This is a genomic window from Vagococcus sp. WN89Y (assembly GCF_052220145.1).
Classification (GTDB): domain Bacteria; phylum Pseudomonadota; class Gammaproteobacteria; order Enterobacterales; family Enterobacteriaceae; genus Kosakonia.
Genome location: NZ_JBQPOM010000008.1, coordinates 15,671 through 28,851, shown reverse-complemented (window position 1 = coordinate 28,851; position 13,181 = coordinate 15,671). Strand labels below are relative to the sequence as shown.

The window sequence follows — 13,181 nt, the reverse complement described above, 5'->3', positions numbered from 1 at the left end:
ACGATCAACAACCTGTTTGACAGCTTCAATTTTAAACTCTTCAGGATAACGCTTACTGCTCATGTGCACCTCTCATTAAGCCATTTTAAATGACTCTGAGGTGTCTGTTAAACCCGTGGCGATTCACCCCTCCGTGATTTGAAACGAAAAACAACCCGTCTTCCTGCTCAGACTAATCAGCCAGAGGGCATTCCTGGCGAGGTTGTTATTCGTCTCATCATCCGCAAAGTAGGTCAGCGCCGTCCACTGGTTCAGTACATACGTGAACGCCTTCGCCAGTTCTGAGTGCCTTGAGAGTGTTTTCTGTTGTTAGTGTCGGCAACACTGTTGCCGGAGCGGAGAACTTCATCTTCGATGGTGAGTCACCTGACCTCCCGTGTCAGCCAGATTCTGGCAGCCTGAATCAGACAGAGCAGTCTTTGACGCATCCGGCTAAAGATTTTCATTATGCACCGGGCAGGATATAGAAAAATCTGTAATTGCCTGATAAATAGCGACACATCTTCTATTTGGAGGAGCGTAAAACTAAAATTCAGCAGAGATAGTAAAGAAGGAAAATTGGTCTGTTTTCTGATAAGTGCCAGGTTCCGAAAATCAGGTCAAACGCTGGCTAAACCCGGTCGGAAAACCCTCAGCACCGCAAATGTAGAGTTCTTTTATCGTGGCGGTATTTTGCCCGGTAAAAGCGCTTTGATGGCAGCTGACTGGATAACTGGTTCCGGTTTTCCTGTTGTGGAAGTGTTTGACCTGCATGCCCATATCTTTCTGGTCATAGGACTGCGCAATGACGTACCGATCCGGAGGGTACTGAAAGCCAATCCTCTATTGCCACTCACCGTCCTTATCTGCACCGTAGCAATCGTGCCTGGGCTGTACTGAATCATTCAGGCGTTGCCAGATACAGCCAGAGCGTATCTGCAAATTCATCAGGAGGTTCCCCGGATCCGGGTTGAAGGGTGTGATGGTGAACAGCAGTATGTCACCTGTATGCCCTGTGGTTTTGACCGGGAAGGCGAGCTGATGCTGGTTTTATATTCGGATATCGTTTTCATTTATTCGCTGGCAGGGACGCTATACGCTATTTATTGGAGGGATGCAGGACCACGGAAGGAGGGGCGGATATTATCCGTCAGGCCACGTGGATATGCCATGGGCTTTTTCTGCGCCGGGTGTTCTGCGTTGTGTCAGTATTGGCCGGTTTGTGTCCGTTGGACACCATCTTGCCGTTAGTGAGGAAAATCATGTGATCCAGCATGCTCGGTATGTTCTCTGGAAGCAGGGGAAATTTGGTGCTGGATAGCAGTGGGAGGAGTGTATGTTGGTAACGGGTTTTACCGTCTTCCGGTGCAGCTGCCACGTAAAATGGCTGAAGACATTCCAGTTCGCAAGAGAGAGGAGTATCGCCGACGCAACGCTCTTCTTGATGCCGTGCATTCGCAGCCACAGGCGCAGATGAATCCTGACTCTCAGCGTGCCCAAACGCACAAACGCCTCAACAATAAATATCAAAGTCGTTGAAGCAATCCTGTTATCTGGGAAAAAATGATTAAACATGCTCTCTGTGGCCGCTCTTGCGGATCTATTCAATAAATTAAAAAAAGGGAGCTGACCGTTTTATTGCTCCCTGAAAAAAACAACAAATATTAATTATTAAAAATAGTAGGTCGCTCCGACAGTAACCGTGTAGAAATTATTAGCAATGCCTGCTGCATTTGAATAATGTTCTGTTACATCATCTTCGCGATCATACATGGTCGTTTTTCCCTTTTTATTCGCTACTTTGTTCCACTCTGCCATAAGTGATATTTTTGTGGTTTCGGTTATACGGTAACCGATTAATGCTGATAATCCGTGGTATTTCTGATTACGTACACTGTCTCTGAAGGTAGTATTTCTTGAATAATGCTCATCATTATCTTTAGCCTTTCCCCACAGACTGTATTTAAATGCTCCACGAAACTCCCACTTACCTTGCCAGTATGCAGCAACAAGACCAATGTATGGTTGTTCTAAGCTTTGCTTATAGCCAATCCCGCGTTCTCCAGGTGCGGACTCACCAACAGTAGCACCATTATCATAATTGTAATAGCCACCGTGACTGCTCCAACTGAATGATGTTTTTTGATAACCAGCCGTTGCTCCGAAACGATAAGTTTGTTCATTCAAAAGCCAGCCTGTTAGATTGAAATCGAAATTGTTGGCATAATTTAATTTTGTATCAGGATGATAGCTTTTATCAGTCCAGTGGCTCTGGCTGTCATCCATCCAGTCATAATCTTCCATGTACCCACCTTTACTTGCTATGGTGGTCCATCCGGATGCACCTAAAGAAGCCCAGGGAGAGACGTCCCATAGAATATCGGCTTTGATTATTGCTGCATTATTGTATTTCCAGTTAAGCTGGCTTATCTTCCGCCCTGTATATTCTGAATCATATACTCTTTCTTTTGCCTGTCCACCAAGCAGGCCAGTTGACAGGGACGCCGATATTTTTTCAGGGGTGAAAAGATTATCTCCGGCATATCCTGGCGCAGAAAAAATCATAACCAACCCTGGTGCTATAAATTTCTTGCTAAGCATATAATCCCTCATCAATGCATCTATGAATGAGTTTCCATTGCATGCATATGCATAAAAAACATGGAAATAATGCATAAAATAATTATTTCCGTAATAACAGTTATTATCATAGCCAATAGATATGAATGATTAACATTTTACTGATTAAAATAGGATTAATTCTTAATATTCAAACATTGTCATCAACAATATAACAAATGAAAGCAATGAACTAATACAGGCAGGATAACAAAAAAACACCTTATAGTTCTGCTTGAAGCAGAACTATAAGGTGTAAAAAGGAACACCATGTCACCAAAATCAACAGTAATGTCAAAAATGAACCAGGAAGTCATTACCGCTATAAAAGAGAATAATATAAAGCGGGATTCGGTTCAACCATTGAAAGTAAAAAATACGGAACCTCAATGTAATTTAACATTGCATTATGTTTCAACAAACGCAGGCATCATATACAAAATGATTTTTGCATCAGAGTCGGAAATAAAAAAAACACCACATACAAAACCGTATGTGGTGTTACTAACTAGGTAGTAGATAGCAGGATTTAATTACATGTAGTCAAATTCAACACAACCGTAAGCGGGTTACAGATACAAGTATATTGATGAGTGAACATAATGCAATCATCATCAAAAAAAATAAGACAATACAAACATAATAAAAAAGTCATCACATTATGTGAGCCTGCAAATAATTCTGTGTAACTGCCACAGAATTAGAGGTGAACACTCAGACGGTCGCCGAACTAAATCATAAAGCGGCTCATCACGAGATAAATGATTTTCCGTATTGAGGCGTTTGTCAGGAACACTTGATGTTTCTTTATCGCCTGCTGGCTCTCTCTGTTCAGCGACTTCCGTGCGAAGATAGGTGATGTTATCGGCCACTTCTGCTTCATCAGGTTCTCCGATACCTGTCAGGCCGTATTCACGGTAACTGACCAGGCTGAACTTCCGGCTGGCTTTTGCCCGAAGGCCTGCCGACGCATACTGGCTGCAATGGTTTTGATGTTGTACGTCGGCAGTTCCTCGGCAAATTCGGTACACCTTCTTATTTGTTGAACCGGAATCCTTTGACGTGGCGCAGGTATAAATAACACAGGCCAAATCTTCAGCTGCGCTGACTGTCAGTGATGCGGAGCAGCCACTCGGCAATGAGGTCATTTCTGCATTCAGTTGAGACTGATAGCGATAGCAACTTTCGCTGACGACAAACAGCATACAGGCAAAACGCTCGAGTTATGTGCCCACTAATGGCGTGGTTGTATAAAATATATTCTTTATAAATCGGTAAAATATACTTCCGAAAAAATAACCAATAAAAAATAGTTGCAATCTGCCCCACAAACTGGTGTGATTAGTTTATGCTTCGCAGTACTGATGCACCACTCCTCAGGTATCATTAACGTATGAACACCATTAGTATTCCTGTCACTCCTGCATAACTGGCCAGTCTGTGGTGATACTGTTTTCCCTGCGTACAGCACTTTTTTATTCTGTCTCAACTGATCATAGTTACCATATTCATCAAATCTATAATTAATGAATAATCTATTACATCACAATAATGATAACATCATAAATCATGTTATCAACGTATTTGCCGTCATATAATTTATAAAATAATGCTTCTGATTTTGTCTGATGTTTTTCTATGTCAGGCATTAAAAGCATCCTGTTTTTTCTGGTAATTTTTAAAAAGCACGAAATAAAAAGCCTCCCAATACTTCCCATTTTTAACAGTGAACAAAACTTTCTTATCCAGCTCTATTTAAACTGTCCCCCATGATATTCGTGATTTTTTCGTTTCATTAATGATAAAACCCACGCGTTCAATATATAATCAGGAGAATAATATGAATCGGATATTCAAAATAAGTATACTGAGTCTGGCAACCATGACTGTGCACCCTGCCTTAGCAGAAAGCACTATACGACAACTGCCAACCAGTAATTATGAGGAGTCCTATAATAATATTTATGACGAAGAATACAAATCAGTTGATGTGAACATTGATCTATTATCCCAGCCTCAAGTAGGGGATACCAGAAGCGCACAGGTCAGCTCTCCAAATAGTGAACCAATATCGGTAACATTAAATAATGTTGTGTTACCACAAGGTTCATGGCTTGAAGTCACCGATCCATCAGGGGAACTGTATGACATTTACAATGATAGCTCTCTTTATGATGGCAGTGGTGCACAAATTACGACAGATGTGTCTCCCAGTGGGGTATTAATAATTTCTTTAGTCTCTCCGGATACATCAGAAACTACAGGTAAGGTAGTTATCGGGCAGTATAATTATCTGGAAGAAAATCAATCCAGAGCTATTCAGGGTACCAGTCAAATGTATCCGGTTGCCTGTTTTAAGGAAACAGAGCCGGAATTCTTTGCCAGAAGCCATGCTGTTTCTCACATTACCACTAACGGCCTTGGAACAGGCTGGAATATTTCAGGAGGTCCTTATGTGGTGACTAATATACATGTCGCAGGCGGTGTTGGGAATAAAAACCACACTTTAAAATATAACTATGAGAAACCTAACTGCGACGATACGGGCAGCATAACCTCTCTGAAGATTCAATCCGAAAGTGTAGTTTTGGCGGGAGGAACATCTCAGGCCGATTATAATGACTACGCAGTCTATAAAGTTGATGAACTGGCATATGAGGAAGCAGGTATAAGACAAATTTTCGGTACATTAACATTACAACCCAAGCGCGCTGCTAAAAATACACCTGTTTATATTCCACAGCATCCGAGGGGGAATCCTAAAAAGATGGCAGACACAAGAGATGATGGTAAAGCTTGTAATCTCCGTGCTGATAACATCAGTAATATAGAGACATATAACTGTGATACACAAAGTGGCTCATCAGGTTCTCCTGTACTTAATCAGAACAATAATCAAGTTGTTGCATTACATTTTAGCGGTACTTCCAATTATAATGAAGGAATCTCAAGTCCTTATCTTTACAGTAAAATTAAAAGCTTGTTACCCGATTCAAATGTTGCAGATACCGCAACAATAGGTGAAGGAAAACTACGTAGCAAGAGTATTAACGGCGTACCCTTTATCCCCCTGTCTCCATATACGCTTACCGGTGAGGAACCTTTAAAAATTACTCCCCTTTATAGCGACAGACTTAGAGATGAAGGAAATAAAAGTATTTTTAAAGGAAAAGGTCGTGTCTCTGGCGGTGATATCAAAGATATTAATATTAACTTTAGTGTAACAACGCCCTGTGGAGTAACTAATTTGACTGATGCTGAAAAATGCACGATTCAGGGTACACGCTATCTTAATACCTCGTTTGACAATTCAGACAATCCTGATTTAAAAACCATGAAGGGATGGGTAACTCTTCAGACTGCTAATGCCCAAGGGGAACGTATCGAAAATCTGATTTTCCCATTCACCTACAACCATTATGAACCCTTTGTTTCTCCGTTTGAAAATGTAGAAGAAGTAAACGAATACACACTTACTGAAAAGGAACCATTGGTCACCCAGGAATTTAAGCACACATCTAACCTGGGCTTTATTGCCTATTATGAGGGGCAGGGTCCTAAAGGGACAACTCAAAGCGGTACGGGTGATCCAGATACGCTGATGAAGGTACAAGTGAAAAACAATATCGATGATCAAGTTTATGTCATGACTCTGCGTGGAAACAGGAAAATTTCATGTAAATCAGCTCCCCTTCGTCCTATGAACTCCACATCCAGTTGTAGTGGTACAAAACCTGCTGCAATGATGCTACGTTATGAGGCTGAGGATAACGAACAATTACCCGAAGGCATTTATACGGGTATACTTCCTATTGAAGCCAAACGGGACAACACTCTTATCGCATCATTGCTTGTTCATATTGATATTACAAAATAGAAATAGTCCGGAATAACTACTTTGGGTATTGTTGTTTATTATTGCATACACTCCTCCTGTTGCCAGGTGATGTCTTTCTGGAGGGCCATAATTTTAGTTGCAAAAAACAAAGTCTGAGTTCGGTTCTGTGCTGGACTCAGACTTTTTAGTTCGCTCATTGTTTTAGTATCGAATAAATATTTCTAATAAATAATATCAGAAATATACGAAGCTCCGCGAAAATAAATAATCACAATATTTTGTATGTATTTAATATTTTTAACTCATCAGACTGGCCCCTGAATCTCCAGACAGTAGCTATCACTTAAGTTGGTGCAGGACTGCCGAAGAATTTGAAGGTAAACAAACCGATATGACTAACCGGCCGTTATGTTTAATCCTGGGAACAGATCATTGTATTTAGATTGATACTGGCAGCGATAATGTGCGTAAAAAAATGCATGTCCATGCTAAATATTGCTACAGGTGGTTACCTGCATTAGCATTCTATGGATAAAGCCCAACGTAATCGCTCACCACCTCCAGTAGAGGTGGTTTGCCGTGGTTAATCAATGCGGATTTCGAGGATTGCACTACCATTTATTGCCCCACCACCTGAGGCAATACGACTGATATCTGTATTGACTCTGGAGTTAATCCGTAATTTTTGCGTTTGTGGATATGATATTTTCCCGGAAAGTTTTTCAGGATTAGAATTATTTGCATGAGATACCCACAATGTTCCGTTAACCACACCCAGTCCAACAGGCAGATATTGATCAGTTTTTACCTCCAGGGGTAAATTTGGATTCTGTGCGGTAGCCTGAAAAAGGTTGTACGATAAACTGGCTGACTTCGTGCAACTGACTTGTACATCATAACTTTGATTATGTATCCCTGAGTTAGCCTGTAATTGACCAAATGAAATAGTCATATTTTTATTGTTATTTATAGCGCAGCTAACTGGTGAAAGTTGTGGCGTTGTATTTTTGTTTATGACATTCACGTCAAGATAGTAATTCATTGAATGCTTGATACCCTTCCTACCCCATCCAAATTTCATTAGTGGTACTTTATGTTTCCCAGGTGGTATATTTAAAAAACTATTACAAGCAAATAACCTATAAGTACCTGATTTTAATACATAAACCTTCCCGTTCCTTTCTGGACCGAAAATCCGGATGTCGTAATTTTTTGTTGCATCCCACAGACCCAGCGATCCATTAACCAGCACGTTACCTGAAGAACAGAAATTTAAAAATCTATTTGAATCCGGTATGATATGTATATTACGGCCATGCTGGTTAGGCCTTGCTTTATGACAACGAATGGACGCTCCCACTGGTAGTGAACCGAAACGTGACCCAGTCCATTTCCCATCCACTGTTTCAATGGTAATACTTCCTACATTAACTTCGTTCGTTGAATTAAAACATTGCCCGGCCATACTTTTCCATGAAGCTAAAAGTAATAAAAGCGTACATGATAATTTTATTTTCACCATTACCTCACGAAAACTATCTATTGATAAGCAATGCTCATTGTGGCCGATGCGCTAAAATGACCTGCTGTTAACTCAGCCTTTTTATATGGCACTGCTGTAAATACAAAGCTCCCATTGACCATACCATGATCACTAAAGCCCTTATTGATCTTATATCCTGCACCATTTTCACCTGCCCCTATTCTTAGTGGGTGAGCAGGATCAATCCCTTCTCCCTGATAAAGAGCAATGCCCAATTTACCGGCATTAACCCCTTGTGTTACAAGAATATTGTCCGCAGCCCCCTGCAGTACCCCACCCTCAACTTTGATATACGGAGTCCCTTCATGATAAACACACATAACGTTCACCGTTTTAGTTAACGCAAAATGTTGTCCATCAACCTGAGTAAGGGAAATTTTGCCAAATGACATATCAATTGGCGAATCATTATTGACTTTACAAGGCGGAATATAAATAGAACCTGTAATATTAACTTTAATTTGCCCGGCAAAGGATTGATTCAAAAATAATGTAAATAATAAAACAACCCTGATAATATTACCAATGGTATGTACATTACTCACTCGTCTAACTCTTCTCATATCCGCAAAAACCTTATTTTTATTTCCTGCTGTATACCGGATGCCGTGATAATGAACACCATGCACTTATTATTCATAAGCTAATTCAATTTCGGCAATAGCCTGATATTCTCCGGGCTGCACAGCCCGGTGTGCAATAGCTTCAGGTGTGGCCTGAACAAATGCTTTGAAGTCAAAGGTCATTATATTTCCTGTAATGGACGTCCCCTGATTATTATTATGTGCCTCCCCGAGTTTCATGGGTTGCCCTGTTGTATCAAGTAACCCAATTGCCAGTTTTCCCCGATTGACACCAGATACTTTCAGGAAATAGTCTGCCTGCCCGGTCATGGCTGTTTCTTTTTCACCTGTAAATTTTAATTTCACCGTTTTTTGCACAGAGTTTACATCGCACTCAACCAACCGGACTCTAAAATCTTGTTCCGGGCTACGAGCCGGAGCAGACTGAAAATCTTTTACAGGTCTGTCCAGAAATAACACTTCCAGTTTGGTACTTTCTGGTGCCAGTTGACAGGGGAGATTGACTAATTCCCCATTAAAATTAACCTGTACAGCCTCAGTAACCAAAGGTGTACTCAGCCCAAATAATGCAGACAGCCACACAGCAATATACCGTTTCATTATTAATAAACTCTTTTGCAGATGATTCGGAAATTTTTGCGCTAATAATATACAATCCTATTGCTGTTTCTCCTGTTTTCCGGTTACTTCACAGCGGGTAGCATTACAGGTAAATCGCAATATTGGTCTTCCGCCATAATCATTGATATAACTCAGATATGGTGCGCTATATTTTTCGGTCTTAATTGTCTGTTCTGATTTAGGAGCAAGCATAACCGTGGTAAACTTACCTTCTTTAGCCTCTTTCTCACTCCCACCAAGCCCGATAACTGTTATGTAATAGGGCGTGGGATTCTCAATTCGAAAACCGTCAGCAACCTTATATAATATCAGTTTATCCTGCCAGACTGCATTCGGTTTAGCTTCAATTGCCTTAGGCCGATAAAATAATTTTATTTTTGTCTGCAATGCAATTTGCAAAACGTTAGGCTTATCGCTTTTAGGCGGGATTTCCCGCAAGTTAAAGTAAAACAGCGATTCACGATCTTGCGGTAATTTATTGATATCAGGGGTCGCCGTTATACGAACCTGACTTTTTTTGTCAGGTTCCAGTCGTTGAACCGGTGGCGTTACAACCAGTGGCCCGGTCGTGATTTTTTCCTGACGTTCATTCTCCAGCCATGCCTGAGCCAGATAAGGTAATTGCTTATTATCGTTAGTGATAAAAAGCGACATTGATTTTCCTGCACCATCAAAAATTGCTCGCGTGCGATCCAGAGATATCGCAGCCTGGGCAGAAGGTATTATTGTGCCGAGAATTAGTGCACTAACAGGAAATTTTTTGCTAACACGCTTTAACATAGATTCACATTCATTAAAATTAAAGGTAATAACAAGCGAACCAGGCTAATTGGTTCCTGATTAATTTTTGTTATTGCATGGCAATAACAACTGCTGTTGTGATTTAAGGGTACCTGGAATTTTTGCCGTACATTGTTTTCGGCCATTCCATCCCACTCTCACCGTTTCACCAGGTTTAATACCACTCAGCCAGACCAGACCATCGTCGCCCACCATACCCAGTTCACGCCCTTTTGCATCCGTTACGCTGGCACCAAACGGAGGGTAACTATTATCAGCAAGACGCAACACAGCGAAAAGCCGGGTCCCCTTCAACACTTCAAATTTACGATACCCAATAGCCCCTTCAGTGAGCATTGATTCCGAAACAGCTTTGATGGCTTCGACATCATCGGGCAACTTGTTAACATCAATAGAGGTGGTGTTGCGGTAATAACTACTTACATTCGTTATCACGCCTATCCCCCAACGATTTGTGATAGTTCGGCCACCATCAACCGGCACACCACCCACACCATCTGTATCAACCAGCAGACGAGTGCCACCATTAGCGCTACCACCATGTAACGCCGCTCCTTTTGCTGTTACCGTCAGCCCCCCTGATGCACTGGCACCAAAGGAGGTGTATCCATTCTGGACGGCAGCAAAATTTGCCGACAGAGTAGACACTGAATTACCGTGGCTATAGAAGCCATTTACTACCCCCTGCGTTCTTTCACCGCCTCCGGCATTTACCCCGGCATTAATGGAGTAACTGTCCAGGCCATCATTCAGGGTATCGCTGTATCCTACGGTCTGATTGAAACGTTTATCACTCAAACTTGAACTGGAATTTACGGAAGCGCTTCCCATCGGCAGTGATAAACGCAGGAAAACAGAATCATCATATGAGTTCTTATTCCCAGATACATTATTGGCACGCAGATACCGCGAAACCGTTAACCCGAGAGAAATATTTTTAATTTCTCCGACATCAACATAACGGTTCAGGGATAACGTATAACTTTCTGTCGCATTTCGATCCCAGTACGTCTGGTGGTTGTATTGCAACCCTATAGATGTATCCCAGCTCGCCAGTTGTTTATTCAGGCTGATGGTATATTGTTCTTTTTCTCTACCACTATAATCGCCGTTATATCGAGCATTCAGATATTTATCCATCGTCATATAGCTACGCTCAGAAAAGCGATAACCAGCAAAAGTAATATCTGCATCAGCTTCGTCAAAAAATTTGGAATAACTCAGGCGCCAGGATTTACCACGCTTTGTATTGTTGGGAAGACTGGCCACAGACTGAGTCACATCAGCAGAAAGTGTACCGAACTCATTAAGATCACGCCCTACACCCAGTGCGACACTGTTATAGTCACCGCTGAATATCCCACCACCATATAGTGACCAGTTGTTATTTACCCCCCATGATATTTCACCAGCGGTAAACAAAGGCCCTCCAGAAGCAGTGTTGTGAATACCTGCACGCCCACTCGCCACCTTATAACGGACACGACCAGGTCTGGTCAGATAAGGCACATATGCCGTATCAATCTGGAATTTTTTCTTCTGCCCGTTTTGTTCAATGATTTCTACATCCAGCCTGCCACGCACTGAACTATCAAGATCGCGGATCACAAAAGGCCCTGCTGGCACCGTAGAATCATACAGGATACGCCCCTGCTGTGAGATAACTACCCGCGCATTTGTATCAGCAACCCCGGAAACCTGGGGGGCGTAACCACGTAGTTTGGGGGGTAACATTCGATCGTCACTTTCCAGACTGACGCCGGTGTACCGCCAGGAATTAAAAATATCTGAACTGATATAATTTTGGCCCAGAGTTAAATTGGATTGCCAGCGTGCTATTGCGCGATACAGATAAAAACGGCTCCAGTCAAACTTAGTCGCGGCGTTATGTCCCATGCTCCCCTGATAATCACCCCGCAGACGCCAGGCATCAAAATTAAAGCCTGCAGTACCGTTATAGCTAACATTTTGCGATTGCTGGCCTTTAACGGGTTTATTCACAATACCGTTGACATTATAGTCAAATAAAAAACCGGCAATGCCCTGGTCCCAGCGAGAAGGAGGAAGCCATGTTGCATCAGAATATTCAAGCCATGCCTGTGGGATGGTGATATTTAATTGTCCTTCGGACAGCGTTGGTTGCAACGTCACACCGGCAAGCTTGCTGAAATCTGCGCATCGGCCAGAATCCCACCAGGTGATTTTTTCCCGGGACGCAGTGGTTAAGCCTATCAGGTTAACAATATCTTTCGTCAGGCAAACCCGCGTCTGTGGATTTTTTTTCGCTGCTGAATTTTCAATAAAATCGATCTGAAAATCAGACGAATAAATGTTTTCGCCATTCACTAACACCTGTAACTGATACTGGCCTGGCATGATATAACCTGGTTGAGAAAAACGAGCCAAATCCAGATTCTCTTTATCAGCCGTATCCAGCACATCGGTATTAAAATCAACAGCAAAAACAGTATTAAAACAATTAACAACTATTAATGTCAACGCAATATAATAGCGTTTCAAAGGAGAATTGATTTTCATTACTCATTACCAGCAGCAACAAACCCGTCATCCCCGGGGCGGGACTAACTTGTCTTAGTTAATAACAATAAATTACCTGTTACTCATAATATACATTAAAGCGTACAACCGAAGAGTAATTATAATTCTTGCCACGCACTCTTTGCGGCACTAAATTAAATTCATAATTCAATACATTGGCATCATTATTCAACCTGACAGGAGTGATCTCACTCCCTGGTTGCAAAACATTACCCTGTTGATCTTTTATTTGTAATTCATCGCCCTGAAATTTATTAGTGCGTGTTCCTCTTACACCATCGAAAATGAGGTGTATCTGACGTGCAGCATAGAGTGGCGAAGATACTGTTTGCATATTGCTATCCGCAAGCGTCAACTGAACTTTGTTTTTTAACCGCCGGGCCTCACGTTTAAACGTAACTAATTGAGCGGGGTCATTCATTGCCAGGCGGTAGCTCGCCAGAATAACTGTTCCAGTAAATAAGGCACTCCCACTTTGCGTGTCAGGATTGGAAAGATTCGCCCCCCCTGACGCAGCATGTGATGGGGTGATAACACAGAGAAACAGAAAATATACGATAATGCCGGAAAGCATATTTCGCCATTTCATAACCACGTTCTTCCGCTATAAATGCAGGGTCAAACAGACCCTGCATAT

9 protein-coding genes and 3 pseudogenes are annotated in these 13,181 nt (G+C 41.9%); 2 read left to right on the top strand and 10 right to left on the bottom strand.

The window, feature by feature from the left end:
• Positions 1 to 127: 127 nt before the first annotated feature.
• Positions 128 to 309, bottom strand: a pseudogene (locus ACTU3N_RS01680) (IS66 family transposase); the annotation flags it as partial.
• A 993-nt stretch (positions 310 to 1,302) separates the two neighbouring features.
• Here ACTU3N_RS01680 and ACTU3N_RS01675 point away from each other — a divergent pair.
• Complete coding sequence (locus ACTU3N_RS01675) at positions 1,303 to 1,518, top strand: DUF535 family protein (RefSeq protein WP_443084410.1); 216 nt, start codon at positions 1,303 to 1,305, stop codon at positions 1,516 to 1,518.
• A 132-nt stretch (positions 1,519 to 1,650) separates the two neighbouring features.
• Here the strand turns inward: ACTU3N_RS01675 and ACTU3N_RS01670 are convergent, their stop codons facing one another.
• From ACTU3N_RS01670 to ACTU3N_RS01660, 3 genes and pseudogenes are all read right to left on the bottom strand, one after another.
• Positions 1,651 to 2,580 carry an omptin family outer membrane protease gene (locus tag ACTU3N_RS01670; RefSeq protein WP_443084409.1) on the bottom strand — a complete coding sequence of 310 codons (930 nt, stop codon included), beginning with the start codon at positions 2,578 to 2,580 and terminating at the stop codon, positions 1,651 to 1,653.
• 871 nt (positions 2,581 to 3,451) lie between these two features.
• Positions 3,452 to 3,616 (bottom strand): annotated as a pseudogene (locus tag ACTU3N_RS01665) (IS3 family transposase); the annotation flags it as partial.
• 1 nt (position 3,617) lies between these two features.
• Positions 3,618 to 3,815 (bottom strand): annotated as a pseudogene (locus ACTU3N_RS01660) (IS3 family transposase); the annotation flags it as partial.
• A 623-nt stretch (positions 3,816 to 4,438) separates the two neighbouring features.
• Here ACTU3N_RS01660 and ACTU3N_RS01655 point away from each other — a divergent pair.
• Complete coding sequence (locus ACTU3N_RS01655) at positions 4,439 to 6,475, top strand: trypsin-like serine peptidase (RefSeq protein ID WP_443084408.1); 2,037 nt, start codon at positions 4,439 to 4,441, stop codon at positions 6,473 to 6,475.
• Between the two features lie 544 nt (positions 6,476 to 7,019).
• Here the strand turns inward: ACTU3N_RS01655 and ACTU3N_RS01650 are convergent.
• The 6 genes from ACTU3N_RS01650 to ACTU3N_RS01625 form a co-directional block, all read right to left on the bottom strand.
• Entirely contained in the window at positions 7,020 to 7,901 is an 882-nt protein-coding gene (locus tag ACTU3N_RS01650; RefSeq protein WP_443084407.1) for a hypothetical protein, read from the bottom strand.
• A gap of 74 nt (positions 7,902 to 7,975) precedes the next feature.
• Positions 7,976 to 8,524 carry a fimbrial protein gene (locus tag ACTU3N_RS01645; RefSeq protein WP_443084406.1) on the bottom strand — a complete coding sequence of 183 codons (549 nt, stop codon included), beginning with the start codon at positions 8,522 to 8,524 and terminating at the stop codon, positions 7,976 to 7,978.
• 87 nt (positions 8,525 to 8,611) lie between these two features.
• Positions 8,612 to 9,163: a fimbrial protein gene (locus ACTU3N_RS01640; protein ID WP_443084405.1), complete on the bottom strand. Its 552-nt coding sequence runs from the start codon at positions 9,161 to 9,163 to the stop codon at positions 8,612 to 8,614.
• A gap of 57 nt (positions 9,164 to 9,220) precedes the next feature.
• On the bottom strand, positions 9,221 to 9,964 hold the full coding sequence (locus ACTU3N_RS01635; RefSeq protein WP_443084404.1) for a fimbrial biogenesis chaperone: 744 nt from the start codon (positions 9,962 to 9,964) through the stop codon (positions 9,221 to 9,223).
• A gap of 60 nt (positions 9,965 to 10,024) precedes the next feature.
• Positions 10,025 to 12,523 carry a fimbria/pilus outer membrane usher protein gene (locus tag ACTU3N_RS01630; protein WP_443084403.1) on the bottom strand — a complete coding sequence of 833 codons (2,499 nt, stop codon included), beginning with the start codon at positions 12,521 to 12,523 and terminating at the stop codon, positions 10,025 to 10,027.
• 79 nt (positions 12,524 to 12,602) lie between these two features.
• A complete protein-coding gene (locus tag ACTU3N_RS01625; protein ID WP_443084402.1) occupies positions 12,603 to 13,133 on the bottom strand; it encodes a hypothetical protein in 531 nt (176 codons plus the stop codon).
• Positions 13,134 to 13,181 lie beyond the last annotated feature (48 nt).

Coding starts and splice junctions, on each gene's coding strand:
- ACTU3N_RS01625 (WP_443084402.1), bottom strand. CDS start 13,133: ATGAAATGGCGAAATATGCTTTCCGGCATTATCGTATATTTTCTGTTT.
- ACTU3N_RS01655 (WP_443084408.1), top strand. CDS start 4,439: ATGAATCGGATATTCAAAATAAGTATACTGAGTCTGGCAACCATGACT.
- ACTU3N_RS01635 (WP_443084404.1), bottom strand. CDS start 9,964: ATGTTAAAGCGTGTTAGCAAAAAATTTCCTGTTAGTGCACTAATTCTC.
- ACTU3N_RS01670 (WP_443084409.1), bottom strand. CDS start 2,580: ATGCTTAGCAAGAAATTTATAGCACCAGGGTTGGTTATGATTTTTTCT.
- ACTU3N_RS01630 (WP_443084403.1), bottom strand. CDS start 12,523: ATGAAAATCAATTCTCCTTTGAAACGCTATTATATTGCGTTGACATTA.
- ACTU3N_RS01650 (WP_443084407.1), bottom strand. CDS start 7,901: ATGGCCGGGCAATGTTTTAATTCAACGAACGAAGTTAATGTAGGAAGT.
- ACTU3N_RS01640 (WP_443084405.1), bottom strand. CDS start 9,163: ATGAAACGGTATATTGCTGTGTGGCTGTCTGCATTATTTGGGCTGAGT.